The 24495-nt window shown below is 63.6% G+C and carries 25 protein-coding genes and 1 riboswitch; of the genes, 11 read left to right on the forward strand and 14 right to left on the reverse strand.

Annotated features, from left to right (window positions below):
- The first annotated feature begins 28 nt into the window (after positions 1-28).
- Positions 29-1471 carry an MFS transporter gene (locus EJ076_RS23455; RefSeq protein ID WP_126069419.1) on the forward strand — a complete coding sequence of 481 codons (1443 nt, stop codon included), beginning with the start codon at positions 29-31 and terminating at the stop codon, positions 1469-1471.
- A gap of 38 nt (positions 1472-1509) precedes the next feature.
- Here EJ076_RS23455 and EJ076_RS23460 read toward each other — a convergent pair whose 3' ends face one another.
- On the reverse strand, positions 1510-2214 hold the full coding sequence (locus tag EJ076_RS23460) for a nitroreductase (RefSeq protein WP_164548715.1): 705 nt from the start codon (positions 2212-2214) through the stop codon (positions 1510-1512).
- A gap of 171 nt (positions 2215-2385) precedes the next feature.
- On the opposite strand from EJ076_RS23460, the gene EJ076_RS23465 reads away from it, so the two are divergent.
- The 7 genes from EJ076_RS23465 (at position 2386) to EJ076_RS23495 (ending at position 11310) form a co-directional block, all read left to right on the forward strand.
- Positions 2386-2982: an XRE family transcriptional regulator gene (locus EJ076_RS23465; RefSeq protein WP_245462867.1), complete on the forward strand. Its 597-nt coding sequence runs from the start codon at positions 2386-2388 to the stop codon at positions 2980-2982.
- Positions 2983-3086: 104 nt separating this feature from the next.
- Positions 3087-3437: a transposase gene (locus tag EJ076_RS23470; protein ID WP_126068667.1), complete on the forward strand. Its 351-nt coding sequence runs from the start codon at positions 3087-3089 to the stop codon at positions 3435-3437.
- A complete protein-coding gene (locus EJ076_RS23475; RefSeq protein ID WP_245463093.1) occupies positions 3416-4234 on the forward strand; it encodes an IS3 family transposase in 819 nt (272 codons plus the stop codon). The genes EJ076_RS23470 and EJ076_RS23475 overlap by 22 nt, the downstream gene beginning before the upstream one ends.
- Before the next feature lie 99 nt (positions 4235-4333).
- Complete coding sequence (locus EJ076_RS23480) at positions 4334-6787, forward strand: FAD-dependent oxidoreductase (protein WP_126069421.1); 2454 nt, start codon at positions 4334-4336, stop codon at positions 6785-6787.
- The gene (locus tag EJ076_RS23485; RefSeq protein ID WP_126069422.1) at positions 6784-7689 is read left to right on the forward strand and encodes a homocysteine S-methyltransferase family protein; all 906 of its coding nucleotides are present in this window, start codon (positions 6784-6786) and stop codon (positions 7687-7689) included. Before EJ076_RS23480 ends, EJ076_RS23485 begins: the two co-directional genes overlap by 4 nt.
- A complete protein-coding gene (locus EJ076_RS23490) occupies positions 7682-8863 on the forward strand; it encodes a pyridoxal phosphate-dependent aminotransferase (RefSeq protein WP_126069423.1) in 1182 nt (393 codons plus the stop codon). Before EJ076_RS23485 ends, EJ076_RS23490 begins: the two co-directional genes overlap by 8 nt.
- Positions 8860-11310 carry an FAD-dependent oxidoreductase gene (locus EJ076_RS23495; RefSeq protein WP_126069424.1) on the forward strand — a complete coding sequence of 817 codons (2451 nt, stop codon included), beginning with the start codon at positions 8860-8862 and terminating at the stop codon, positions 11308-11310. Before EJ076_RS23490 ends, EJ076_RS23495 begins: the two co-directional genes overlap by 4 nt.
- Before the next feature lie 82 nt (positions 11311-11392).
- Here EJ076_RS23495 and EJ076_RS23500 read toward each other — a convergent pair whose 3' ends face one another.
- From EJ076_RS23500 to EJ076_RS23530, 7 genes are read right to left on the reverse strand one after another with little or no spacing between them, the layout of a single operon-like run.
- Positions 11393-11980 (reverse strand): NAD(P)H-dependent oxidoreductase, encoded by a 588-nt coding sequence (locus EJ076_RS23500; RefSeq protein ID WP_126069425.1) that lies wholly within the window; start codon positions 11978-11980, stop codon positions 11393-11395.
- A complete protein-coding gene (locus EJ076_RS23505; protein ID WP_164548716.1) occupies positions 11980-12561 on the reverse strand; it encodes an NAD(P)H-dependent oxidoreductase in 582 nt (193 codons plus the stop codon). Before EJ076_RS23505 ends, EJ076_RS23500 begins: the two co-directional genes overlap by 1 nt.
- Positions 12561-13964 carry an FAD-binding oxidoreductase gene (locus tag EJ076_RS23510; protein WP_126071124.1) on the reverse strand — a complete coding sequence of 468 codons (1404 nt, stop codon included), beginning with the start codon at positions 13962-13964 and terminating at the stop codon, positions 12561-12563. Before EJ076_RS23510 ends, EJ076_RS23505 begins: the two co-directional genes overlap by 1 nt.
- Positions 13964-15265 (reverse strand): cytosine deaminase, encoded by a 1302-nt coding sequence (locus tag EJ076_RS23515; RefSeq protein WP_126069427.1) that lies wholly within the window; start codon positions 15263-15265, stop codon positions 13964-13966. Before EJ076_RS23515 ends, EJ076_RS23510 begins: the two co-directional genes overlap by 1 nt.
- Positions 15266-15269: 4 nt before the next feature.
- Positions 15270-16121, reverse strand: a complete 852-nt coding sequence (locus EJ076_RS23520; RefSeq protein ID WP_109667888.1) for an ABC transporter permease — start codon at positions 16119-16121, stop codon at positions 15270-15272.
- Positions 16108-16932, reverse strand: a complete 825-nt coding sequence (locus EJ076_RS23525; RefSeq protein ID WP_126069428.1) for an ABC transporter ATP-binding protein — start codon at positions 16930-16932, stop codon at positions 16108-16110. The genes EJ076_RS23520 and EJ076_RS23525 overlap by 14 nt, the downstream gene beginning before the upstream one ends.
- A 12-nt stretch (positions 16933-16944) precedes the next feature.
- The gene (locus tag EJ076_RS23530) at positions 16945-17949 is read right to left on the reverse strand and encodes an ABC transporter substrate-binding protein (RefSeq protein WP_109667892.1); all 1005 of its coding nucleotides are present in this window, start codon (positions 17947-17949) and stop codon (positions 16945-16947) included.
- A 265-nt stretch (positions 17950-18214) separates the two neighbouring features.
- On the opposite strand from EJ076_RS23530, the gene EJ076_RS23535 reads away from it, so the two are divergent.
- Positions 18215-18598 carry a RidA family protein gene (locus EJ076_RS23535; RefSeq protein ID WP_126069429.1) on the forward strand — a complete coding sequence of 128 codons (384 nt, stop codon included), beginning with the start codon at positions 18215-18217 and terminating at the stop codon, positions 18596-18598.
- Positions 18599-18652: 54 nt separating this feature from the next.
- Positions 18653-19456, forward strand: coding sequence for a creatininase family protein (locus tag EJ076_RS23540; RefSeq protein WP_126069430.1), 804 nt, complete (start codon positions 18653-18655; stop codon positions 19454-19456).
- On the opposite strand, the gene EJ076_RS23545 is transcribed toward EJ076_RS23540, so the two are convergent.
- Positions 19457-19966: a tyrosine phosphatase family protein gene (locus EJ076_RS23545; protein ID WP_126069431.1), complete on the reverse strand. Its 510-nt coding sequence runs from the start codon at positions 19964-19966 to the stop codon at positions 19457-19459.
- Positions 19963-21009: a threonine-phosphate decarboxylase CobD gene (cobD, locus tag EJ076_RS23550; RefSeq protein ID WP_126069432.1), complete on the reverse strand. Its 1047-nt coding sequence runs from the start codon at positions 21007-21009 to the stop codon at positions 19963-19965. Before cobD ends, EJ076_RS23545 begins: the two co-directional genes overlap by 4 nt.
- On the opposite strand from cobD, the gene cbiB reads away from it, so the two are divergent.
- Positions 21008-21976 carry an adenosylcobinamide-phosphate synthase CbiB gene (gene cbiB / locus EJ076_RS23555; protein WP_126069433.1) on the forward strand — a complete coding sequence of 323 codons (969 nt, stop codon included), beginning with the start codon at positions 21008-21010 and terminating at the stop codon, positions 21974-21976. The genes cobD and cbiB overlap by 2 nt on opposite strands.
- Before the next feature lie 34 nt (positions 21977-22010).
- On the opposite strand, the gene cobO is transcribed toward cbiB, so the two are convergent.
- From cobO to EJ076_RS23575, 4 genes are read right to left on the reverse strand one after another with little or no spacing between them, the layout of a single operon-like run.
- Complete coding sequence (gene cobO, locus EJ076_RS23560) at positions 22011-22625, reverse strand: cob(I)yrinic acid a,c-diamide adenosyltransferase (protein ID WP_109667906.1); 615 nt, start codon at positions 22623-22625, stop codon at positions 22011-22013.
- A gap of 1 nt (position 22626) precedes the next feature.
- Positions 22627-23142 (reverse strand): bifunctional adenosylcobinamide kinase/adenosylcobinamide-phosphate guanylyltransferase, encoded by a 516-nt coding sequence (gene cobU / locus EJ076_RS23565; RefSeq protein WP_126069434.1) that lies wholly within the window; start codon positions 23140-23142, stop codon positions 22627-22629.
- Positions 23135-23947 (reverse strand): CbtA family protein, encoded by an 813-nt coding sequence (locus EJ076_RS23570; RefSeq protein ID WP_126069435.1) that lies wholly within the window; start codon positions 23945-23947, stop codon positions 23135-23137. The genes cobU and EJ076_RS23570 overlap by 8 nt, the downstream gene beginning before the upstream one ends.
- Before the next feature lie 15 nt (positions 23948-23962).
- Entirely contained in the window at positions 23963-24142 is a 180-nt protein-coding gene (locus EJ076_RS23575; RefSeq protein ID WP_109667912.1) for a CbtB domain-containing protein, read from the reverse strand.
- Between the two features lie 35 nt (positions 24143-24177).
- Positions 24178-24375: riboswitch (cobalamin riboswitch) on the reverse strand.
- Between the last annotated feature and the right edge of the window lie 120 nt (positions 24376-24495).

The following is a 24495-nucleotide window of genomic DNA, read 5'->3' on the forward strand; positions in this document are numbered from 1 at the left end:
GGCACATTCGTTTGGTTCGAACATCTCCATGACCGCTGAACTATCCGCCGGCGCCACGGATCGCGCCGATGTGCCGGCCAGAGCCCTCCTCCTGCTGCCGCTGACGGTCGCCTGCGGTGTCTTCATGACCAGCCTAGACCAGAATGTCGTGGTGACGGCGCTGCCGGGTATCAGCGAAAGCCTCGGCCGTCCGCCCAGCCAGCTCGGCCTGCTTATCACCGTCTATGTCGCCAGCCTGATCATCTCGATGCCGCTTGGCGGTTGGGCCGCCGACCGCTTTGGCCTGCGCAACGTCTACTGCTTTGCCTTGCTGGCGTTCGCCGCCTCTTCGGCCCTGTGCGGACTGTCGAACGATATCTGGATGCTGGTCGGCGCGCGTGCACTGCAAGGCTTCGGCGGTGCCTTGATGGGCACGCTCGGCCAAGTCGTCATCCTATCGACCTTTCCGCGTAGCCGCACGCTCAAGATCAACATGTACATCTCGCTGGCCGGCCAGTCCGGACCGCTGGTCGGCCCGCTCGTCGGCGGCGCTCTGACCACCTACATTTCCTGGCGCTGGATCTTCTTCATCAATGTGCCGTTCGCGCTGGCGGCGGCAATTCTTGCCGCCTCGCTGTTTCCGACGATGACCAAGCCGGTGCGCACGCCGTTCGACTTTCCAGGCTTCCTGCTGGTTGGCAGCGGCATGGTGCTGCTCGTCTTCGGCATGGATTCGCTTGCCGCCAAGGACGCTGCCGGCGGCATCATTGCCGGCGAACTGGCGCTGGCGCTCGTCATCCTGACCGTCGCCTCGTTCTACTGCCTGCGCGTGCGCAATCCGCTGCTCGATCTCAAGCTCTTGCGCATCCGCACCTTCCGCATTTCGTTCCTCACCGGCGGCGGGCTGGACACGATCGGTCTCAGCTCCGTCGTCTTCCTGCTGCCGCTGATGTTCCAGCTCGGCTTCGGCATGAGCGCGGTGCAGGCGGGATCGCTGACCTTCGTCGCCGCGGTCGGCTCGGTGGCGATGCGCTTCTTCATGCCGCGCGTCCTCAACCGCTTCGGCTTCCGCCGCGTGCTGGTTTACAACACGCCGATCGTCGCCCTTATGGTCGCCGGCTTCGCCTTGATGCAGACGACCACGCCGGTCTGGATCGTGCTCGCCTACATCTTCGTCTTCGGCGTCTTCCGCTCCGCGCAATGGGCCTCGACCGGCAACCTCGCCTATTCCGACATCGCGCCCGAACAGCTCGCACGCTTCAGCGCGCTCTATTACATTTTGTGGCAGTTGGCAGTGGCGATCAGCGTCGGCCTGGCTGCCGCGGCACTGTCGTTTCTGGCCGGAGGTGGTCCAGCCATCGCCGACGACTTCCGCATCCTGTTCGTGATCGAGGGCGTCATCACGCTCTGCGCGCTGCTTGCCTACCTCAAGCTGACGCCGCAGGACGGCGCCCATGTCAGCGGCCACGGCGCCCAGATGAACACGGAATAGTGCATGCCGCCCATGTCGGTCGACTGGCCAGGCAGCCGCTATTCGCTGAACGTCACCCACTCTTCCAGAGGCACGCGGTCGGTGCGGAAGGTGTTTTCAGGTTTTGACGTGTCTTCATGGCCAAGCGCCATACCGCAGACGACGATCTCTTCGTCCGGAATGTTGAGCACCGGCCTGATCTGCCGGTGATAGGGGGCGAAGGCCGCTTGCGGACAGGTGTGCAGACCCCTGCCCCGCGCCGCGACCATGATGTTCTGCAGGAACATGCCGTAGTCGATCCATGAGCCCTGGTTGAGCCGGCGGTCGATGGTGAAGATCATACCGACCGGCGCATCGAAGAAGACGAAGTTGCGGTCGTGCTGGGCGCGCATCTTGTCGACCTCGCGGCGGCCGATGCCAAGCGCGCCATAGAGGCCGAAACCGTTGGCGCGGCGGCGGGTCAAATACGGCTCGAAGAACTGCGTGGGATAGTAGCGGTACTCGTCCCAATCGGCTTTTTCGGCGCGAATGCCGGAATTGAGAATGGCGTCTGATATCCGCTGCTTGGTCTCGCCCTTGGTGACGTAGACCTTCCACGGCTGCATGTTGGTGCCGGACGGAGCCCGCGCCGCAACCGCCAGGATGGCCCGGATGGTGTCGTCGTCGACCATGTCGGGCAGAAATGCGCGCACCGAACGGCGCGACAGGATTGCCTCGTCGACAATCTCGGCATCGCTCGCAATTCGGGTGTTGTTTTTCAGCATGGGCCGTCCCTTAACCCTCGTCTCGACCGGACGTCCCCACTCGCCGTTCGTGCCCGAGCCTTTGCATGAACCGCCAAAATCGCGCAAGCAAATCTTGTGCATCCGTGAAAATCCACTTGATTTTTTCACGAGCTTGATTTCTCATGAAATTTGACTGGATTTTTTCATGAAGTGAGCGTTTTGCCTTCGCCTACAGCAAGAACATTACAGGGACCTGACGAGCGCGTGCTGGCCGGCGATATCAGGGCCTTGCGCAGGGCGCGCGGGCTGACGCTCGCCGAGATCGGCCTGAAGCTTGGCCGTTCGGTCGGCTGGGTCAGCCAGGTCGAGCGTGGCCTGTCGACGCCGTCGCTCGGCGACCTCAGAGCCTTCGCCGAACTGTTCGGCGTGCCGATCAGCCTGTTCTTCAGCCATGACGTGCCTGTCGAAAGCGAGCGCGGCGTGATTGTACGCGCCGGCAGGCGCCGTACGCTTGGCACAAGCGAAACCGGCCTGGTGGAGGAGCTTCTGTCGCCCGACCTCGGCGGTAGTTTCGAGATGGTGCGTTCGGTCTTCGCGCCCGGCGCTGAGCTGAAGGCCGAGGCGCAGCGGCCGACCGAGGAAGCCGGATATGTCGCGTCCGGGCTGTTCGACATCGAGATAGCGGGCGTCTGGCATCGGCTTGGCGAAGGCGATTCCTTTCGCTTCGAAGGCAAGCCTTACCGCTGGCGAAATCCGGGAGCCGAACCGGCAATTGTCATCTGGGTGGTTTCGCCGCCGGTTTATTGAATGCATGTCGCCCAAAAGTGTGCAGCGGTTGGAGTGCGCCCCTAGGGGTGGACAGATCGTCCTGAGGAATTGACCATGGCTGTCGGGTTTTCGGAGAGAGAACCATGGCAAGACATCGTAGTTACAGCATCACGTTCAAGCGTCAGGTGGTGCAGGAATATCTGTCGGGCGAGACGCTGCACAGTTTGGCGAAACGGCATGACGTCACCCGCACCCTGATCCGTGTCTGGATTGGCAAGTATGAGGCAGGCGGCTTCGATGAAGATACGGCTTCTGCCACTCTGATCACGGAATATGAGGCGCGGATCGCCGCGCTTGAGCGGCTGGTCGGCAAGCAGGCTCTGGAGCTGGAGTTTCTAAAGGGGGCTCTGAAGAATGCTCCGCGGCCGAAAAGCGGGATTACATCCGCCATCATCGGCCCCCCGGCCTCTCTATCGCCGAAGGATGCCGGCTGATGGATCTGGCGCGTTCGACCTTTTATGACCGTCCGCAATGGCCGGCCGATGACACCGCTATCGTCGAGACGATGTTCGCGATCTGCGACGAATTCGAGTTTTATGGCTATCGCCGCGTGGGCGCGGCCTTGCGCCAGCAAGGCTTTGTGGTGAACCACAAGAAGATCCGCCGCCTGATGCGCGATCACGGCCTGCAACCGAAGGTCAGACGCCGGTTCGTCGCCACGACCGACAGCAATCACAACAGTCCGATCTTCCCCAATCTGGCAAAGGACATCGTCCCGACCGGTCCGAACCAACTCTGGGTCGGCGACATCACCTATGTCGCGCTGCCGGTCCGCTTCGTCTACGTCGCCATCATTCTCGATGTCTGGTCGCGCATGATCGTCGGCTACGCCATCAGCCGCGCCATCGATGCCCGCCTGACGGGCGCCGCCTTGCGCGCCGCAATCGAGCGCAGAAAGCCACCGCCAGGCTGCGTTCACCATTCCGATCGCGGCTCCCAATATGCCGCCGAGACTTACCGGCAGCTTCTCACCGGCCACGGTCTGGCCGGCTCGATGGGCCGCAAGGGCAATCCTTATGACAATGCCAAAGCGGAGAGCTTCATGAAGACCCTGAAGCTCGAGGCGGTTTATCCGATGGCGCTTGAAACCTTCGAGGAGGTTGCCGAGCACCTTCCCCACTTCATCGACCAAGTCTACAACAAACGCAGGCTCCATTCGGCGCTGGGATATCTCAGCCCGCAACAGTTCGAGGATCAACACATCCGGCAGACGGGCAAAACTGCAGCCTGATCAGTGTCCATCCCAAGGGGCGCACTCCAGGTTTTGGGACAACGACATGCATCAAAACAAAAATAAAAGCGCAACGCGCTGAAGATTTGGGAGAAGAACATGGCGGGTTTGCCGAGCACGGCGCGCGTGGTGATCATCGGAGGCGGTGCCGTCGGCACCTCCTCGCTCTATCATCTCGCCAAGGCAGGCTGGACCGACTGCGTGCTGCTCGAAAAGAACGAGCTGACCTCCGGCTCGACCTGGCATGCCGCCGGCAATGTGCCGACCTTCTCCTCGTCCTGGTCGCTGATGAACATGCAGCGCTATTCGACCGAGCTTTATCGCGGGCTGGCCGACGCGGTCGACTATCCCATGAACTATCACGTCACCGGCTCGCTGCGCCTTGCTCATACAAAAGAGCGCATGCAGGAATTTCAGCGCGCCAAGGGCATGGGCCGCTACCAGGGTATGGACATCGATATTGTCGGCGTCGACGAGATCAAGCGCCGTTATCCCTTCATCGAGACTCATGATCTGAAAGGCGCGCTCTACGATCCAAGCGACGGCGACATCGATCCGGCGCAGCTCACCCAGGCGCTGGCCAAGGGCGCGCGCGACATGGGTGCGAAGATCATCCGCTTCTGCCCGGTCACGGGCGTGCGCCGTGAGAACGACGAGTGGGTGGTCGAGACGGCACAAGGCGAGATCCGCTGCGAGATCGTCGTCAATGCCGCCGGCTACCGCGCCGCCGAAGTGGGCCGGATGTTCGGCCGCCACGTGCCGATGATGGTGATGAGCCATCAGTACATCCTGTTCGAGGAGATCCCCGAACTGGCGGCATGGTCGAAGGAACAGGGCAAAAAGCTGCCGCTGCTGCGCGACGTCGATACCTCCTACTATCTGCGTCAGGAAAAGAACGGCATGAACCTCGGCCCCTATGAGCGCAATTGCCGCGCGCATTGGGCCACCCACAACGATCCGATGCCGGAGGATTTTTCCTTCCAGCTGTTCCCCGACGATCTCGACCGGCTGGAACATTATCTGGCCGACGCCGTCGCCCGCGTGCCGATCCTGGGCACGGCTGGCCTGTCGAAAGTCATCAATGGGCCGATCCCCTATACGCCGGACGGCAACCCGCTGATCGGGCCGATGCCCGGCGTTCCCAATGCCTTCGAGGCCTGCGTCTTCACCTTCGGCATCGCCCAGGGCGGCGGCGCCGGCAAAGTGCTGGCCGAATGGGTGACTGAGGGCCAGACCGAATGGGACATGTGGTCGTGCGACCCGCGCCGCTTCACGTCCTTTGCCTCGGCGCCGGACTATTGCGTCGCGAAGGGCATGGAGATCTACGGCAACGAATACGCCATCCAGTTTCCGCGCCATGCCTGGCCTGAAGGCCGCGACCGCAAGCTGTCGCCGATCCACGATCGCATCAAGGCGATCGGCGGCCGCTTCGACGCTTACAATGGCTGGGAGCGCGCCACCTGGTACGCGCAAGACGGCGACGACATCTCCGAGGAGGCGACGCTGACCTTCCGCCGCGACGGGCCATGGCACCATCGCGTACGCGAGGAGTGCCTGGCCGTGCGTGACGCCGCCGGCATCTTGGACCTGCCGGGCTTCTCCCGCTTCAACCTCGAGGGTCCGGGCGCCGCCGAATGGCTCAGCCTGCAGGTCACCGGGCTGGTGCCGAAGCCCGGCCGCATCGGTCTTGTCTATTTTGCCGACGACAAGGGCCGCATCGTCACCGAAATGTCCGTCGTGCGCCACGACGAGAATGTAATGACGCTGATCACCGCAGCGGTCGCGCAATGGCATGATTTCGAGTGGCTGAAATCGCGCCTGCCCAAGGACGCACCGTTCAGGCTGATCGATCGGACCGAGGAATTCTCGACCCAGATCCTGGCCGGCCCCAACTCGCGAAAAATCCTCGCCGATGTCTGCGAAGCCGATCTCACTTTGCCATGGCTGACGCATCAGGAGACAAAGATCGCCGGTCGCTGGGCCAAACTGGTGCGCGTCTCCTTCGCCGGCGAACTCGGCTGGGAAATCCACACCAGGGTGGACGACACTGCAGCCATTTTCGACACCGTCTGTGCTTCAGGACAACAGCACGGACTGAAGCCGTTCGGCATGTATGCGCTGGATTCGCTGCGGCTCGAAAAGGGCTACCGCACCTGGAAAGGTGACCTGTCGACCGACTATTCGATCCTGCAGGGCGGGCTCGAGCGCTTCGTCAAATGGGACAAGCCCGACTTCCGTGGCAAGGCAGCGCTCCAGAACGAAAAGCAGCAAGGCGTGAAGAAACGCTTCGTCACGCTGGTCGTCGAGAACCCCGGCGACTGCGACGCCCCATCGGTGTCGACGTTGTGGCACGACGGCCAGATCGTCGGCGAGACGACCTCAGGCGGCTGGGGTCATCGCATCGACAAATCGATCGCACTCGGCATGCTGCGTGCGGACCTCGCCGAGCCGGGCACAGCAATCGAAGTCGAAATCTTCGGCGACCGTTTTCAGGCGATCGTGCAGAAGGACGAGCCACTGTGGGATCCGAAGAACGAGAGGCTGCGTGCATGAAGAAGGTCATCCTCACCGATGGCGGCATGGGCCAGGAGCTGGTCCGTCGCAGCCAATCCGAGCCGACACCGCTATGGTCGGCCAGGGTGCTGATCGATGAGCCGGATCTGGTGCGCGACCTGCATGCGGAATTCATCCGTGCCGGCGCCCGCGTCATCACCATCAACACCTATTCGGCGACACCCGAACGCCTGGCGCGTGAGGGCGCGGAAGATCTCTTCAAGCCATTGCAGAAGCGCGGCATCGAATTGGCCAGGCAAGCTTGCGAGCAGGCCGGTGAGGCAACCATCGCCGGCTGCCTGTCGCCGCTGTTCGGCAGCTACGCGCCGGCATTGACCATTTCGTATCAGGACACGCTCGACATCTACCGCCGCATCGTCTCCGAGCAGGCGGATGGTGTCGACCTGTTCCTCTGCGAAACCATGGCGTCCACCGAGGAAGCACGCGCTGCCGTCACCGCCGCATCTGAAAGCGGCAAGCCGGTATGGGTGTCGTGGACGCTGGCCGACCACGGCAAGCCGCGGCTGCGCAGCGGCGAGGCAATAGCCACCGCGGCAGGCGCGCTCGACGGCTTGGCTGTCGCCGCGCGGCTGCTCAACTGCTGCCGGCCCGAAGCGATCACCGCGGCCTTGCCTGAACTGATCGATCTCGGCGGCCCGGTCGGCGCCTATGCCAATGGCTTCACCTCCACCGAAGCGCTCAAGCACGGCGGCACAGTCGATGTGCTGCATGCCCGCCATGATCTCGGCCCGGACGCCTATGCCGACCAGGCGATCGGCTGGGTCGAGGCCGGCGCCGACATTGTCGGCGGCTGCTGCGAAGTCGGACCACAGCATATCGCCGCTCTGCGCGACCGGCTCGAACAGGCCGGCTACGAAATTTCGGGAGAAATACATGCCTAGACCATCGTCGCGCATTTCCGGCATCGTGCCTTCGGGCAAGGACGGCTGGGAAGTCCATTCGGCCGCCTGGGCCCGCAAGGCGGCCGGCGAAGACATCATCATGCTGTCGGTCGGCGATCACGACTTCGACACACCTTCTGAAACGATCGAGGCGTGCGTGACCGCGGTTCGCGGCAGCAACCACCACTACACGCCGCTTTCCGGCCTGCCGCGCCTGCGCAAGGCCATGGCGGCAGCCTCGAGCGCCTGCACCGGCGTCGAGACGACGCCGGATCAGGTCATCGCCACGCCGGGTGGCCAGGCGGCCCTCTACGCGGCCGTGCAAGCCGTGCTCGACCAAGGCGACCACGCGATCGTGGTGGCGCCCTATTACGCCACCTATCCCAACACGTTCAGCGCCGCCGGCGCCAGTTTCACCGTGGTCGAGACACCCGCCGAGGACGGCTTCCAACCACGTGCCGAGATGATCCGCGCAGCACTCCGGCCCAACACGCGCGCCATTCTCATCAACACACCGAACAACCCCACCGGTGCAGTCTATTCGCGAGAGCGGCTGGAGCAACTTGCCGAGATTTGCCGGGAGCATGACCTCTGGCTGCTGTCGGACGAAGTCTATTGGACGCTGGGTGGCGGCGAGCACGTCTCGCCGCGCTCCCTGCCAGAGATGGCCGAGCGCACTCTGGTCATCAATTCGATGTCCAAGAGCCACGGCATGACCGGCTGGCGCATGGGCTGGCTGACAGGCCCTGAAGCGATGATCACGTTGCTCACCAATCTCAATCTGGTGACCACTTACGGCCTGCCGGCCTTCATCTCGATCGCCTGCGCCGAGGCGCTTGAAAACCGCTATGGCGTCAAGGATATCGCCGAACGCTATGCGGCGCGTCGCTCCGTCTTCCTCGATGCCGTGCGCGGCATGAACGATGTCACCGTGCGCGGCTCCGAAGGCGGCATGTATGTCATGCTCGACATTTCGGCCGTCGAACCCGACGACGAGAAATTCGCCTTCGCTTTCCTCGACAAGGAGAACGTCGGCGTGATGCCGGGTTCCAGCTTCGGCGAGGCAGCCGCCGGCCACATCCGCATCAGCCTCTGCCAGCCCGAACCCATGCTGCAGGAAGCAGCGCTCCGGCTGCGCCGTTTCGCTTCCAGCTACCGTCGCGAGGCAGCATGACCGCCAAAGCCATCCCTACCAAAGCGAGGGCCGTCATCATCGGCGGCGGTGTTTCCGGCTGTTCGGTGGCCTATCACCTGGCAAAGCTCGGCTGGACCGACATCGTGCTGCTGGAACGCAAGCAGCTGACATCGGGCACGACATGGCATGCCGCCGGCCTGATCGGCCAGTTGCGCGGCTCCCAGAACATGACCCGGCTGGCGAAATATTCAGCCGACCTCTACGTCAAGCTGGAAGCCGAGACCGAAGTCGGCACCGGCATGCGCCAGGTCGGCTCCATCACCGTGGCGCTGACCGAAGAACGCAAGCACGAGATTTACAGACAGGCATCGCTCGCTCGCGCCTTCGATGTCGATGTCCGCGAAATTTCGCCCAATGAAGTCAAGCAGATGTACCCGCATCTGAATGTCTCGGACGTCGTCGGCGCCGTGCATCTGCCGCTCGACGGCCAGTGCGACCCTGCCAATATCGCGATGGCGCTGGCCAAGGGCGCGCGCCAGCGCGGCGCCACCATCGTCGAGAATGTGAAGGTCACCAAGGTCCACACCAGGGCTGGCCGCGTCACCGGGGTGTCCTGGGCACAGGGTGAAGACCAAGGCACCATCGAAGCCGACATCGTCGTCAACTGCGCCGGCATGTGGGCGCGCGAACTGGGAGCACAGAACGGCGTCACCATCCCGCTGCACGCCTGCGAGCATTTTTATCTCGTCACCGAGCCGATCCCCGGTCTCACCCGTCTGCCCGTGCTGCGCGTGCCTGACGAGTGCGCCTACTACAAGGAGGACGCCGGCAAGATGATGCTGGGCGCCTTCGAACCGGTGGCAAAGCCCTGGGGCATGGACGGCATCCGCGAGGATTTCTGCTTCGACCAACTGCCGGAGGATATGGACCATTTCGAGCCGATCCTCGAAATGGGCGTCAACCGCATGCCGATGCTGGCGACCGCCGGCATCCACACCTTCTTCAACGGTCCCGAGAGTTTTACCCCCGACGACCGCTACTATCTCGGCGAGGCGCCGGAGCTGTCCGGCTACTGGATGGCGACCGGCTACAATTCGATCGGCATCGTCTCCTCCGGCGGCGCCGGCATGGCGCTGGCGCAGTGGATCAATGACGGCGAAGCCCCCTTCGATCTGTGGGAAGTCGACATTCGCCGCGCCCAGCCGTTCCAGAAGAACCGCCGCTATCTCAAGGAGCGCGTCTCCGAAACGCTCGGCCTGCTCTATGCCGACCATTTCCCCTATCGTCAGATGGCGACCTCGAGGAATGTCAGGCGTTCGCCGCTGCACGAGCATCTGAAGGCGCGCGGCGCCGTCTTCGGCGAAGTCGCCGGCTGGGAGCGCGCCAACTGGTTTGCCCGTGAAGGCCAGGAGCGCGAATACCGCTATTCCTGGAAGCGCCAGAACTGGTTCGACAACCAGCGCGAAGAACACCTCGCGGTCAGGAAAAGCGTCGGCCTGTTCGACATGACTTCGTTCGGCAAGATCCGGGTTGAGGGCCGCGACGCCTGCGCCTTCCTGCAAAGACTGTGCGCCAACGACATGGACGTGGCCCCGGGCAAGATCGTCTACACCCAGATGCTCAACCAGCGCGGCGGCATCGAGAGCGACCTGACGGTGTCGCGGCTGTCGGAGACGGCGTTCTTTCTCGTCGTTCCAGGCGCCACGCTGCAGCGCGATCTCGCCTGGGTGCGCAAACATCTGACCGACGAATTCGTCGTCGTCACCGATGTGACGGCGGCCGAAAGCGTGCTCTGCCTGATGGGGCCGGATGCGCGAAAGCTGATCCAGAAGGTCAGCCCCAACGATTTCTCCAACGAAACCAACCCGTTCGGCACGTTCCAGGAGATCGAGATCGGCATGGGCCTGGCCCGCGCCCACCGCGTCACCTATGTCGGAGAACTCGGCTGGGAGCTCTATGTCTCGACCGACCAGGCGGCCCATGTCTTCGAAGCGATCGAAGAGGCAGGCGCCGATGTCGGCCTGAAACTCTGCGGCCTGCACACGCTGGATTCCTGCCGCATCGAAAAGGCGTTTCGGCATTTCGGCCACGACATCACCGACGAGGACAATGTTCTGGAAGCAGGCCTTGGCTTCGCTGTGAAGACGGCCAAGGGCGACTTCATCGGCCGCGATGCCGTGCTGCGCAAGAAGGAAGCCGGGCTGAACCGCAGGCTGGTCCAGTTCCGGCTGAAAGACCCGCAACCCCTGCTCTTCCACAACGAGGCGATCCTGCGTGACGGCAAGATCGTCGGTCCGATCACGTCTGGCAATTACGGCCATCACCTCGGCGGCGCCGTCGGGCTGGGATACGTGCCGTGCCAGGGCGAGAGCGAGGCGGATGTGCTGGGCTCATCCTACGAGATCGAGATCGCCGGCGAGCGCTTTGCGGCGGAAGCGTCGCTGAAGCCGATGTATGATCCGAAGGCCGAGCGGGTGAAGATGTAGCGCAGTCTTTCTGCAAGTGAGGCGCCGCCCCTCATCTGCCTGCCGGCATCTTCTCCCCGTAAACGGGGCGAAGAAAGCTCTCCTAAAACCGCTCGAGCTTCCCTCGCACCTTCGCCAGAAATGCAGCCCGTGTCGCCGGCGTCGAGGAATCCATCAGATAGTGCGCTAGGAAAAAAGTCCGGCAACGTGTCGCGCACAGCGCCCGCATGCCGCGCAGCAGGGTCTTGCGTCCCGGCTGGCCGACGACCACGCTCCACCAGGTCGGCGCGCCGCAGGTGGTGATGACGCCGACCCTGGTCACATGCGTCATCAGCGACTTGATCCGACCCTTGCCGGCCGGCAGCTTGAAGGCGACGTCCGTCGCCCACACCCGGTCGAGCCAGCCCTTCAGCATCGCCGGCAACCCGTACCACCAGGTCGGATAGACGAACAGAATCGCTTCGGCCCAGTTGAGCAGCTCGAAATGCGGCTTCAGCGCCGGGTCCTGCGGCGCCTGGTCGTTGTAGGAGCGCCGCTCGTCGCAGCCCATCACCGGGTCGAATTTCTCGGCATAGAGGTCGAGCAGCCGCACCTCCCAGCCTCTTCGTGTCAGCACGTCGACGGCAGCGTCGCGAATTGCCGCACAGAAGCTTTCCGGCACCGGATGGCAGTAGACCACCAGCGCGCGCATCAGAACGCCTCCATGCGTGCCGCGACCTTGGCCATGAAAGCCTTGCGCGTGCGGTCGGTAGACAGGTTCATCGCGTAATGCGCGAGATAGCTCACCGGCGCGCCGGGTTTTACGGTGGCGCGCAGCATCCGCTTGATCAGCCTGCGCGGCGGATCGCCCATCAGCATGGCGCGGAACCGGCTGCCGCCATAAGTAGTCACCGCTGCAACCTTGCTTATGTTGTGCAGCGACGGCTGCACCTTGCCGTCGACCAGCTTGAACGACACGCCGGGCAGGAAGACGCGATCGAAAAAGCCTTTCAGGATGGCTGGAAAACCATAATTCCAGACCGGATAGGACAGCACCAGCGCATCCGCCCGCAGCAGGCGTTCGACATAGGGCGCCACAGCGTCGGCGGGGCCACGCTGGTTGTGATAGTCCAGCCGCTCCTGGCGTGTCAGCCGCGGATCGAAATCCTCGGCATAGAGATCGCAGTCGTCGACCGTATGGCCCGCCGCGGTCAACCGCTCGACGATCATCCGGTGCAGGCCGGCGTTGAAGCTGGTCTCGACCGGATGGGCGTAGAGCACGAGGATGTTCATCAGCCTGCCTTCTGCAGCCCCTTGAACAGGAATGTCCGGCCGGAACGATAGTCGTAGTCCGGGTTTTCCCAGGCGATCATCTTGCCGGGGTTGAGCAACCCTTGCGGATCGGTCTCGCGCTTGAAGGCAAGCTGCACCGCATCCGTCTGCTTCATGCCGCCCTCTTCCAGCGTGTAGCGATGCGGGTTGAAGATCGGGCAGCCATTCTCCTCATGCAGCCGCACGATCTCGTCGAGCCGCGCCTCGGTGGTGAACTTGACCAGCGGCAGGCCAAAGCAGGTGATGTTGCCGTCCAGCCGCACGAATTCGAGGTGCGAGAAAACCTCGCCCGGAAACATCGCATCCATCTTTTCGACCAGCGCCAACTGGTTAGGAAAGGGATAGAGCGACTGCAGATAGGTAATCGAAGGGTCGACGCGCAGCGCCCGGAGCGTCGTATGATTCCAGGCCAGCTCATAGGCCGGCGGCAGGCCCTTTTTCTCGTCCGGCGTCGCCGTGGCCGCATTGTAGATCACCTCGCCGCCGACGCGGCGGGTGAAGGCCAGGAAGGCATCGAGCCCATGCTGGGCCACCATGACGACGCAGATGCTTTGCCCTTCCCGGAGGAATTTCTGGTGCCGCTTGAAATAGAGCTGCGGCACGGGTGCCGCTATCGGCGTGATCAGCTTGGTCAGGATGCCGTCCTGGCACGCCAGCGTATTTCCGTAGCGGGCGGCATCCATGAAGCCGTCGAAACCGACAATGACGTCGACCCAGTCATAGGCTGCAGTCAGCGGCATCTCGACTTCCGATATGACGCCGTTGGTGCCGTAGGCGTGGGTGACCTTGTGCAGATCCTCGCCGGTGAGCTCGAGCACTTTCGGCTCGGCTTCCATGGTCACCACGCGCAGGCGAAGCACATTGCCGAAATCGCGCAGGCCGCCGAAATTGATCGAGCCGACGCCGCCCGAACCGCCGGCGATGAAGCCGCCGATCGAGGCCGTGTTGTAGGTGGACGGCGACAGCCGTAGCTCCTGCCCGGAATGCGCCCGCGTCGCCTTGTCGATATCGGCCAGGATCGCGCCTGGTCCGGTCACAACGCGACCTGGCGCGATCGACTTGATCTCGTTCATCTCGGCAAGGTTGAGCACCACACCGCCGGAGAGCGGCATCGCCTGGCCATAATTGCCGGTGCCGCTGCCGCGCGGCGTCACCGGCACACCATGCCGATGGCAGGCGGCAAGCACGCGGATCAGTTCGGCCTCGGTCTTCGGCGTCACGATCAGATCGCCGGTGACATGGTCGAGCTGCTGCTTCAGCACCGGGCTGTACCAGTAGAAGTCGCGGCTCTTCTGCTGGACGATGGCCGGATTGTCGTCGATCTTCAGGCCTTCGAGATCGCGTTTGAGCGCCGAAACGTCCATCATTCCACCATCAGTTCGTCGAGTTCGGCATAGTCGGGCAATTGCCGCTCGATCGCGCGCCCGGCGCGCACGACGATGCGATCCGATTCGGGCCGCGACAGCAATTCCGTCCAGCTTCGACCTTTGAACAGGATGAAATCGGCATCGCCGCCGCTGGCCAGTGTGCCGAAGCGGTCAAGCCGCATCACCTTGGCCGGCGTCGCGGTGACCGCTTGCGGCCAGTCGGAGACCGGATGGTCCAAATGCAGGATGCGCGTCGCCATGCGGTAGACCTCCAGCATGTCGAGATCGCCATAGGCGTAGAAGGGATCGCGCGTGTTGTCGGAAGCGACCGCCACAGGAATGCCCCTCGCCTTCATCTCGTGCAGCAGCGTCACGCCACGCCAGCGCGGCGTGGTTTGGTCAGCGCGCCGGTCCTGCAGATAGAGATTGCACATCGGCAGTGAGACGACGGCCAACCCGGCTTTCGCCACCTTGTCCAGCGTATCGAGCACGTCGAGGTCAGGCTGGCGCGCCAGCGAACAGCAATGGCCGACGAGGATCTTTCCTTCGAAACCGTTCCAGAGTGCGGCCTCGGCGATCTTCTTCAGCGAGATCGCGGCGATGTCATCGGTCTCGTCGGCATGGAAATCGAGATCGAGGCCATGCTTGATGGCTTGCGCGAAGACGTGGTCGAGCAGCTCTTCGAGATCCGGCACCATATAGGTGACAACACCGAGCACGCCCTTGGCCGCGGCAACCCTTTTTGCCAGCCGGTCGAACCATTTCCTGTCGCGAACGCCCTCGATGCCGAGCAGGCAGGCGCCCTGCAACTCGATGCGGCCGCGCCATGCCTCGCGCATCGCCTCGAACACCGGCCAAGAGATTTCCTCCTGCGGCGCGACGCTGTCGAGGTGGGTGCGCAGCGCCCTGGTGCCATGCGCGTAGGCGCAGCGCAGCGAAAAATCCATGCGCCGGGCAACGTCTTCGGCGCTCCAGCGTGCCGCACGATCGGCACCGGCGGCATTCAGCGCGCCCATGAAGGTGCCGTCGGGATTGGGTTTTCGCGGCCAGATATGGCCCTTGTCGATATGCGTGTGGCAGTCGACGAAACACGGCAGCACAATGCGGCCGCCAAGGTCGACAGCGTCCAGGGGCGTCGCTGCACGACGATGTGCGGAGATGGCTGCGATCTTGCCCTCGGTGACAGTGATGTCGGCAAGCGCAAAGCCATCGCGATCGAAACCAGCGCCAAGGCCTGGGCTCAGGGACGCGTGAAGCCTGACATTGGCGAGCCGGTATGAACCTGTGTTCGGAATCAAGGACCTAGCGCTCCTGCTTCAGTGCGCTTTCGTGCCAGCGCCGCAAAATGAGATGCGAAATCAGCGACAGCACGAGGAAAATCAAAATGCCGGTGAGCGAGATCAAGAACAGTGCCGCGAACAGCCGCGGCGCGTTGAGCCGGTAGCCAGCCTCGATGATGCGTGAGGCAAGGCCGGACGACTGGCCGGTGGTGCCGGCGACGAACTCGGCCACCACGGCGCCGATCAGCGACAGGCCGCCGGCGATCTTCAACCCGCCGAGGAAATAGGGCATCGCCGCCGGCAGTCTGAGATAGCGCAATTGCTGCCAGCGCGTCGCACCATTGAGCTTGAACATGTCGCGCAGATTGCGGTCGACGGAGTTGAGGCCAAGCGTGGTGTTGGACAGGATCGGAAAGAAAGCGACGATCCAGGCGCACAACAGAAGCTTGGTCGTCTGGTCGTTTACATAGATGTTGATCAGCGGAAAGATCGCCACGATCGGCGTCACCTGCAGCACGATGGCGAATGGGAAGAACGACATCTCGACCCATTTCGATTGCGCGAACAGCACCGCCAGCCCGACCCCGCCAATGACCGCCAGAGCCAGGCTGAGGAAGGTGATGCGCAAGGTGACGAGCAGTGAGGAAAACAGCAGGCCGGCATCGTTGTAGAGTGTCCACAGCACCACGCCGGGACGCGGCAGGATGTATTGCGGGATCGCGTTCCAGACGCATATGCGATCCCACAGCCATATCGCCAGGATCATGATCGCCAGCGGCAGCACCCAGCGGCCGATCCGTTCGAACCGCTCCTGGCGCACGCGGCGCGCTTCCTCGGGGTCGAGTTCGAGCACGCGCTCGTCAATGGCCGTCATGATGAGCGCCTGCTGTTGAATTGATGGCCTTGACCAACACATCGGAGGCCTGACGGCAGAGTGCCGCATAGTCGGGCGAGGTGCGAAACGCCTCGTCGCGCGGATAGGAGGCCTCGATGGCGAGTTCGTCGAACACCCTGCCCGGCCGCGCCGCCATGACGACGACACGGTTGGAGAGGAACACGCTTTCGAAGACGCTGTGGGTGACGAAGACGACGGTGAAACGTTCGTCCTGCCACAGTTCCAGCAGATCGTTGTTGAGCTTGAAGCGGGTGATCTCGTCGAGTGCCGCGAACGGCTCGTCCATCAACAGCACGCGCGGTTTGGTCACCATGGCCCGCGCGATCGAGACGCGCATCTTCATGCCGCCGGACAGTTCGCGCGGCACCGCGTCTTCGAAGCCGGTCAGATGCACCCGCGCCAGCATTTCCGTCACCGCCGGCGCGGCCTTGGCGCGGGAAATGCCTTTCAGCCGAAGCGGCAGCCAGACATTGTCGAAGACGCTGGCCCAGGGCAGCAGCGTCGGCTCCTGGAAAACGAAGCCGATGTTCGAGCGGTCAAGCGAGCCGCCGCCGCGCCAATCGAGCACGCCGGAGGTCGGCGTCGACAGGCCGGCGATCAGCCGCAGCGCCGTGGACTTGCCGCAACCCGACGGCCCGAGCAGGCTGAGGAAATCACCTTCCCGGATCGTCAGATTGACATCGCTCAGCGCAGTCACGCCGTTGGAGAAGACCTTGCCGACGCCCCTCAGCGCCAGCAATGTCGATGCCACGTCCGAGGCCGGCGCTTGCGCCACCTTTTCCCTTATCATGCCGGGACCGGCCTATTTCTTCAGGTCGAGCCCGACGCCCTTGTTGACGAAGGTCAGTGTGTAGGCCTTTTTGATGTCGATGCCGTCAGGCGTGACCTTGGCCTTGACCATCTTGTCGTAGAAACTTTTGATCCGCTCGTCGGTCATGGCGCCGATGCCGAGCTTCTCAGTGTCGCCGGAATCGGCAAGGCCGAACTTCTTCATCTGCTCGATCGAGAACGCGATCTGCTCGTCGCTCATGTCGGGATTGTCTTTCTTGATCAGGTCGTTGGCGGCCTTGTTGTCGCCGTAGAGATATTTGTACCAGCCCTTGGCCGAACCATCGACGAAGCACTGGACCACCTCCGGCTTCTTGTCGATCGTTTCCTGCATCACCTCGATCGTCGTCGAGTAGGTGTCCCAGCCATAGTCGGCAAGCAGGAACTGGTTCGGCACGAAGCCGCCTTCCTTCTTGACCGCGAACGGCTCGGAGGTGACGTAGCCCTGCTGGATCGACTTCTTGTTGGCGAGGAAGGGAGCGGTGTTGTAGGTGTAGGGCGCGCGCTTTGAGGCGTCGAAGCCGAGTTCGATGACCATCCACTGGAAGAAGGTCTGCACGCCCTCGTCGCCCAATATGTACTGGTCGGCGTTCTTCAGGTCTTCCCATTTGTCGAGCCCCTCGCCGGGGTGGGACATGATGACCTGCGGGTCTTTCTGGAAGTCGGCCGCCACCACGCGCATGGGAATGCCTTGCTGGACGGCATCGAAAGCCGACAGCAGATTGCCGCCCATGTAGAAATCGATCTTGCCGGCCAGCAGCATCGGCCGGCCGCTAACCTGCGGACCGCCCTGCATGATGGTGACGTCGAGGCCGCAGGCGGCGTAGGTGCCGTCCGCCACGGACTGATAATATCCGCCATGTTCCGGCTCGGCCAACCAGTTGGTGCCGAAGGTGACTTTTTCATTCGCAGCCGCACCCAGCGTGCTGGCTGCAAGCAAGGCCACAACCGCCACCGAGATCTTCTGTCTTCCGTACATCGACACCACCCTTTGTTTGCTCCGGCGCGCCACGCGCCAGGCTCGACACCAAAGATTCAAGAAGCAAGACACATGCCACCGGCGCCTTGCGCCGGGACCGCCCGCTGGAACGACATTGCACTGCCAAGGGCGGACGGGTCATGCTGTACGGAAGGCATCGTGCCTATTTTTTGAACGCCTGTCCACAATCGCTCGGGCAACATGCACCGCCATCTTGAAGGTGCAATGGGTCAGGCCTTAGGCTGGCGCTATCCAGGAGAATGCCATGTTCAAATTCCTCACCCCGAAGTCGATCAAGCCGCCCTTTGCCCGCTACAGCCACGGCGTCGAGGTGCCGCTCGGCAAGCGACTGGTGCTGTGCTCGGGTCAGGTCGCCATCACCGCGGACGACCAGATACCGGAAGACGCCGGCGCACAGGCCGAACTCTGCTTTCAAAACATCGCCGCGATTCTCGGCGAAGCCGGCCTGGGTCTGCAGGACATCGTCCGCATCAATGCCTATGTCACCGACCGCGCGCATCTGCGGCCGTATATGGACGTTCGCGACCGGCTGTTTTCCAGCCCCGCGCCGGCCTCGACTCTGATGGTCGTCTCGGGATTTGCCCGACCCGAATTCAAGGTCGAAGTTGAGGCCATCGCAGCCGGGTGATCGACAGACAAGTTCTGTCGCGCTAGGTCTGCCCGTCCATTGAAGAGGCATGACATGACTGTTGCGAAGAAACGTGTGTGGTGGGGCGACTACAGGACCACCGAATACGCCTCGATCGACCCCGAGGCGACGATCGCCGTGTTGCCGGTGGCGGCGATCGAGCAGCACGGGCCGCATCTGCCTGTCTCGACCGACACCTCGATCATGAATGGCATGCTCGACACGGTCATTTCGCGCCTGCCCGATGATCTCGACATCCGCATCCTGCCAGTGCAGGCGGTGGGCAAGTCGAACGAGCACCTGCACGCGCCGGGCACCCTCACTTTGCCGGCAACCACGTTGATCGAAGCCTGGACCGAACTCGGCCTGTCGATCGCGCGCGCCGGCGTGCGCAAGCTGATCGTTGTCAATTCGCATGGCGGCAACGAAGAGATCATGGGCATCGTCACGCGCGAACTGCGCGTGCGTGAAAACATGCTGGCGGTGAAGACCAGCTGGCAGCGCTTCGGCCGCCCGGCTGGCATGTACACCGAGCTCGAGGACCGCCACGGCATCCATGGCGGCGATGTCGAGACCTCGCTGATGCTGCATTTCCGGCCGGACCTTGTCGATATGGGCAAGGCCGACAATTTCGTCTCCAATGTCGCCAAGGCCGAGAAGGAATTCTCGCTGCTGCGCCACACCGGCACCCACGCCTTCGCCTGGATCGCCAGCGACCTCAACCCGAACGGCGTGGTCGGCGACGCCAGCATCGCGACGGCGGAGAAAGGCCGGCTGACATCGGAACATCAGGCCGATGGTTTCATCAGCCTGCTGCGGGATGTGCGCAAGGCGAAGCTCGCCGACTGGCTGAAGTAGCTAACCGTCTATCCTAAGCGCGAACGGCGTTCCTTCGAAGGCGTCGGCGCCGCGTCCGATTGCCTCGATCGCCTGGATCATGCGGCCGTTGCGATCTAGCAGTGCGTCGGCCACCGCAATCAGCCGCGGATTGGGTGTCGCCGATGGCGACAGCGCCCGCAGCGTCCGCGCCAGGTCGGCCTCGTCACGCTTCGGCGCCAGTGCGGCGGCGATGATGTAGGCCGAGGCGGTCGAGCGACTGATCCCGGCATAGCAGTGCACGACCATCGGCCTTGCCCGGTCCCAGCGGCGCGCAAAATCGAGCAGGTTGCGGACATGATCCTCGCCCGGCATGGTCATGCCGTCCTGCGCCACCGCTATGTCATGCATGACCAGATGTAAGTGGTTTTCCCTCGAGATCGAGGCCGGCCGCACCACTTCCGTGCCAGCGGCGAGCAGCGACAGCATGCGGTCGGCGCCGGTCCTGGCCACCGTTTCCTCGATCTTTGCCAGCGAGCAGACATGGATCATTGTTTTGAACCCTTCGATTGATCCTCGCGCCGCGCCGCCCATTCGGCAAGAGCGGATTCGAGCCGCTGCCATTCCTCCTGACTTCCCGGCAGGCCGGCGCGCAGGACATGCGGCCGGTCGGCAAAATGGCGAAGCAGGATGCCGTGCTCACCAAGGGCTGCAAACAGGCCGGCCGCATCGACCAGGCGGAGATAGCGGAACAGCGTGGTGCCACCAGCAACGGGAACGCCGAAGCGGCCGAACAGCACATCGAGCCGCGCCGATGCATCCGCAAGGGATGCCCGCACCGCGTTCTGCCAGCCGATATCGGCAAGCGCGCGGATGCCGTATTCCAGCGCCGGCCCGGCGACGGCCCATGGCCCGAACTGCGTTTCCAGCCGGTCGACCGTCACTGCATCGGAAAGTGCAAAGCCGAGCCGCAAGCCGGCCAGGCCGAAGAACTTGCCGAACGAGCGCAGCACGACGATGCCGCCCTGGCCAACGTCGCCCGCGAGGCTGTGCTCGCGTGGGCCGACATCCATGAACGCCTCGTCGACGACCAGCAGTCCACCCTTGGCGCGCAGTCCGGCGGCCAGCGCCAGCAAACAGTCGCGCTCGACGATGCGCCCATCCGGATTGTTCGGATTGACGATGATGGCAAGGTCGGCGTCCGCCAGATCAGCGAAATCGCTGACCTCGGTCACCTCGTGCCCGGCAATAGCCGCTGCGCGGGCATGTTCGGCATAGGTCGGACCCAGCACCAGCGCCTTGCCGGGCGCGATCAGCGAAGCGACGCGCGGCAACAGGATCTGCGTGCCCGGAGCCGCCGCGACGTTGGCTGGCGACGGCGCGCCATAGGCGCTGGCCGCGATCTCTATCAGGTCACGCGTGCGCGCGGCTTCCGGCAACCGCGACAGGGTGGTGGCGGGCAGGTCGAAAAGCGGATAGGAGTGCGGATTGATACCGGTCGAGAGGTCGACGAAAGGCCGCGAAGCGTTGGGGAAAAGCGCCCTCGCCCGGCCAAGACTTCCACCATGGTCCACCGCTCCTTCAAGAAGCTTCATGTCAGTCCTGATCGCTTTCCTGTCATTGGCCGTCGAATTCGCCCTCGGTTACCCGGACTGGCTGTTTCGCGCCATCGGCCATCCGGTGACGTGGTTCGGCAGGCTGATATCCTTTCTTGACCGCAGGCTCAACCACGCCACTGATCCCGACGCGCTGCGTCGCAAGCGTGGTGTCCAGGCGCTGCTGGTCATCGTGCTGGTGCCGGCGATAGTTGGCCTCGGCGTGCAGGTCCTGCTCTGGTTCGTTCCCATTGGGCTATTCATCACTGCCCTTCTGGCTACGTCGCTTCTGTCGCAGAAGAGCCTTTACGAGCATGTCGAGGCGGTGGCGGACGCACTCGATACCGGTGGCCTCGCTTTGGGTCGCGTGGCCGTCTCGCGAATCGTCGGCCGCGATCCCGAAACACTGGACAGGGCCGGTGTCTGCCGCGCGGCGATCGAGAGCCTGGCCGAGAATTTTTCCGACGGCATCGTTGCCCCCGCCTTCTGGACCGGCGTCGGCGGCCTGGGCGGCGGCGCTGCCTACAAGGCCGCCAACACCGCCGATTCGATGATCGGCCACCGCACCCCGCGCCACGAGGCCTTCGGCTGGGCGGCGGCGCGCTTCGACGATTGGATCAACCTGCCGGCGTCGCGGGTGACGGCGCTGCTGATCGTGCTGGCGGCTTTCCTGGTCAGGGGCGCCGATCCGCGCAATGCCTGGCATGCGGTGTGGCGCGACGCGAAAAAACACCGCTCGCCCAATGCCGGCTGGCCCGAAGCGGCGATGGCCGGTGCGCTCGGCCTGGCGCTCGCCGGGCCGCGCTTCTATGGCGGCGTCCTGGTCGACGACGTCTTCATGGGCGAAGGCGGGCGGCGCGAAGCCGACAGCGCCGACATAAGGCAGGCGCTGAAACTCTATCGCGTCGCCGACTATCTGCTGATCGCGTTGTTTGGGCTGGTCGCGGTTATTTTCATGGTGGCCTGATCTCACCCTCCCTTTTTTTGGGGGGTAAAAGCTCTCAGAACTCGATACCTTGCTGGGCCTTCACGCCTGCGGAAAAATGGTGCTTGGTCACGCCCATTTCGGTGACGAGGTCGGCGGCCTCGACCAGCGCCGGCTTGGCGTTGCGGCCGGTGACGACCACGTGCAGGCCCTCGCGCCGCGCTTTCAGCGCTGCAACCACCTTGTCGAGATCGAGATAGTCGTAGCGCAGCGCAATGTTGAGTTCATCGAGCACCAGAAGGCTGATCGACGGATCGGCCATCAGCTCAAGCACCTTGGCCCACGCGGCTTCGGCCGCGGCGATGTCGCGCTTCAGATCCTGCGTTTCCCAGGTGAACCCCTCGCCCATCGCGTGCCAGACGACGCGATCGCCGAAGGCGGCGAAGGCGTCTTTCTCGCCGGTATGCCATTTGCCCTTGATGAACTGGACGACTCCGACGCGCTTGCCGTAGCCGAGCATCCGCAGCGCGAGACCGAAGGCGGCTGTCGTCTTGCCTTTGCCCGGGCCGGTGTTGACGATGAGCAATCCCTTCTCGACCGTCTTGCTCGCCACTTCGGCATCCTGCACCGCCTTGCGCTTGGCCATCTTGGCGCGGTGGCGTTCTTCGTCCTTATCGTCGATGTCGGTCATATCATTTCACCTTGAGCGGCAGCCCCGCCACCATCAGCAGCACCGTATCGGCGACAGCAGCGACCTGCTGGTTGAGCCGTCCGGCGGCGTCGCGGAAACGGCGTGCCAGTGCATTATCCGGCACGATACCCTGGCCGACTTCATTGGACACCACGAACCAGGGTCCGCGCGGCCGAGACAGCACATCCGCCAGCCGACGGCATTCAAGCTCGATATCGTGATCGGCCAGCATATGATTGGTCAGCCACAGCGTCAGGCAGTCGACAAGCACAGGCTGGTTGTCAGGCAAGGCCCCGAGCGCGCCGGCGAGATCGAGCGGTGCGTCGATGGTCGTCCAGCCTTCGTCGCGCCGCGACCGGTGCAACGCGATGCGCTCATGCATCTCGTCGTCATAGGCTTGCGCCGTGGCGATATAGGTCCATGGCGGCAGCAAACCCGTCGCCAAGGTCTCGGCGTGCGCGCTCTTGCCGGAGCGCGCACCGCCGATGAGGAAGGTCAGGGCCTTGCTGTCAGGCAAAGCTGTCGCGCAGGCTGGTCGCCGTGCCGGTGAAGCGGCCGCGCACCACGCCGACGACCGCGCCGAGCACCAGCCAGAACACCAGATTGGTCACCGTCACCGCCACCACGAACTGGTGATGCAAGCCTTCCGGAATCGCCGTCTCGAAACTGTCGGGCTGCGGCGCGCCGACAATATGCGGTGCGACGATCAACGCTACGGCCAGGATCGCCAGCGGCAGCGACTTGCGGAACGCGATCAGGCCAAGGCCGATGGCGGTCGCCACCACGGTTGCCGTCCACCAGATCTGGCGCTGGGTGAGGTCGGCAGCCGGCATGGCCGGCAGTTCCGGCGGCAGGCCGAGGCCAGGCGCCAGCGTAAACACGGCAAAGCCGGCCAGGCCCCAGAACACGCCCTGGCGCCAATTGCCGATGCCGCCGGCGAATTCCGAAACCGCGACCAGGATCAAGGCGAAGCCGATGCCGGTGACGATATTGGCAAGCACGCTGAAGGCAAAACGCTCGAAACCGTCTGCCGGCGCCCAGCCTTCGTCTTCCGCCGGAGCCGCCGCTTCCGCCGGTGCCGGCGTGGCAGCGCTCATGGAGTTTGTTGCCGGCGCGGCCGAGTTCATCGCGTTGCCGCTGGCATCGGCAGGCACCGCTGGCGCGGCGGCATGGTCATGGCTGTGGCCGCCGCCGGCCTGTTCGTAGACTTCCGCCTTCAGGATCAGCGGCACGGTGGCATAGGCCTGCATGCAGGCGAGAGCGACGCCGGCCACGAGCCCTGCGATCGCCGCGATGAACACGACGTTGCGAAACAGGTTCATGATGTCAGATCCTCGTCAGTGGCAGGGAAACGCCATCGAATGGCGATAGTCGTGAGCCGCATTGTGGACCGCATCGATATGCGAGAAGCCGACAAAGCCCATCACGAAAATGCCGAGAAACGCAGCAAGAGCGAGCTGCATGAAGCGCGACTGCGAGGAGACGGAGGCGCCGAGGGAGACGGAAGCGGTAGTCATATCTTGTCCTTTCGCCCTCCACCCGAGGGCATCGAAGTCAGTTTCCTGTCGCCGGCAGGTCTCCTGGCTCGCGGATCAGCGCCCTTCCCCACCTTCCCGAAGAAAAAATCTTCAGTGGCATATGGAGAGGACTACCGCACACAGTTGCGGGGGCAGCCACGGCATTGGGCGAAACTCGCCCGCACCGCATTCCCTCTTGGCTCCAAAATGGAACCGACGACATTGGTGACTATAGGCAGAATCCTCGCCCCCGGCAAACCAAATTCCGCCGGCAACCATCGCGAATGCGTCGTACCAGCCGAGAGCTGCCGGTGCCGCAATTGACAATTTTCCTGGCCGGGTGTCGGCTGGCA

The organism is Mesorhizobium sp. M7D.F.Ca.US.005.01.1.1, from assembly GCF_003952545.1.
Taxonomy (GTDB): domain Bacteria; phylum Pseudomonadota; class Alphaproteobacteria; order Rhizobiales; family Rhizobiaceae; genus Mesorhizobium; species Mesorhizobium loti.

Bases quoted from the DNA above. Each gene is read 5' to 3' on its own strand.
- EJ076_RS23455 (WP_126069419.1), top strand. From the start codon at position 29: ATGACCGCTGAACTATCCGCCGGCGCCACGGATCGCGCCGATGTGCCG.
- EJ076_RS23460 (WP_164548715.1), bottom strand. From the start codon at position 2,214: ATGCTGAAAAACAACACCCGAATTGCGAGCGATGCCGAGATTGTCGAC.
- EJ076_RS23470 (WP_126068667.1), top strand. From the start codon at position 3,087: ATGGCAAGACATCGTAGTTACAGCATCACGTTCAAGCGTCAGGTGGTG.
- EJ076_RS23480 (WP_126069421.1), top strand. From the start codon at position 4,334: ATGGCGGGTTTGCCGAGCACGGCGCGCGTGGTGATCATCGGAGGCGGT.
- EJ076_RS23485 (WP_126069422.1), top strand. From the start codon at position 6,784: ATGAAGAAGGTCATCCTCACCGATGGCGGCATGGGCCAGGAGCTGGTC.
- EJ076_RS23490 (WP_126069423.1), top strand. From the start codon at position 7,682: ATGCCTAGACCATCGTCGCGCATTTCCGGCATCGTGCCTTCGGGCAAG.
- EJ076_RS23495 (WP_126069424.1), top strand. From the start codon at position 8,860: ATGACCGCCAAAGCCATCCCTACCAAAGCGAGGGCCGTCATCATCGGC.
- EJ076_RS23500 (WP_126069425.1), bottom strand. From the start codon at position 11,980: ATGCGCGCGCTGGTGGTCTACTGCCATCCGGTGCCGGAAAGCTTCTGT.
- EJ076_RS23505 (WP_164548716.1), bottom strand. From the start codon at position 12,561: ATGAACATCCTCGTGCTCTACGCCCATCCGGTCGAGACCAGCTTCAAC.
- EJ076_RS23510 (WP_126071124.1), bottom strand. From the start codon at position 13,964: ATGGACGTTTCGGCGCTCAAACGCGATCTCGAAGGCCTGAAGATCGAC.
- EJ076_RS23520 (WP_109667888.1), bottom strand. From the start codon at position 16,121: ATGACGGCCATTGACGAGCGCGTGCTCGAACTCGACCCCGAGGAAGCG.
- EJ076_RS23525 (WP_126069428.1), bottom strand. From the start codon at position 16,932: ATGATAAGGGAAAAGGTGGCGCAAGCGCCGGCCTCGGACGTGGCATCG.
- EJ076_RS23530 (WP_109667892.1), bottom strand. From the start codon at position 17,949: ATGTACGGAAGACAGAAGATCTCGGTGGCGGTTGTGGCCTTGCTTGCA.
- EJ076_RS23535 (WP_126069429.1), top strand. From the start codon at position 18,215: ATGTTCAAATTCCTCACCCCGAAGTCGATCAAGCCGCCCTTTGCCCGC.
- EJ076_RS23540 (WP_126069430.1), top strand. From the start codon at position 18,653: ATGACTGTTGCGAAGAAACGTGTGTGGTGGGGCGACTACAGGACCACC.
- EJ076_RS23545 (WP_126069431.1), bottom strand. From the start codon at position 19,966: ATGATCCATGTCTGCTCGCTGGCAAAGATCGAGGAAACGGTGGCCAGG.
- cbiB (WP_126069433.1), top strand. From the start codon at position 21,008: ATGTCAGTCCTGATCGCTTTCCTGTCATTGGCCGTCGAATTCGCCCTC.
- cobD (WP_126069432.1), bottom strand. From the start codon at position 21,009: ATGAAGCTTCTTGAAGGAGCGGTGGACCATGGTGGAAGTCTTGGCCGG.
- cobO (WP_109667906.1), bottom strand. From the start codon at position 22,625: ATGACCGACATCGACGATAAGGACGAAGAACGCCACCGCGCCAAGATG.
- EJ076_RS23570 (WP_126069435.1), bottom strand. From the start codon at position 23,947: ATGAACCTGTTTCGCAACGTCGTGTTCATCGCGGCGATCGCAGGGCTC.
- EJ076_RS23575 (WP_109667912.1), bottom strand. From the start codon at position 24,142: ATGACTACCGCTTCCGTCTCCCTCGGCGCCTCCGTCTCCTCGCAGTCG.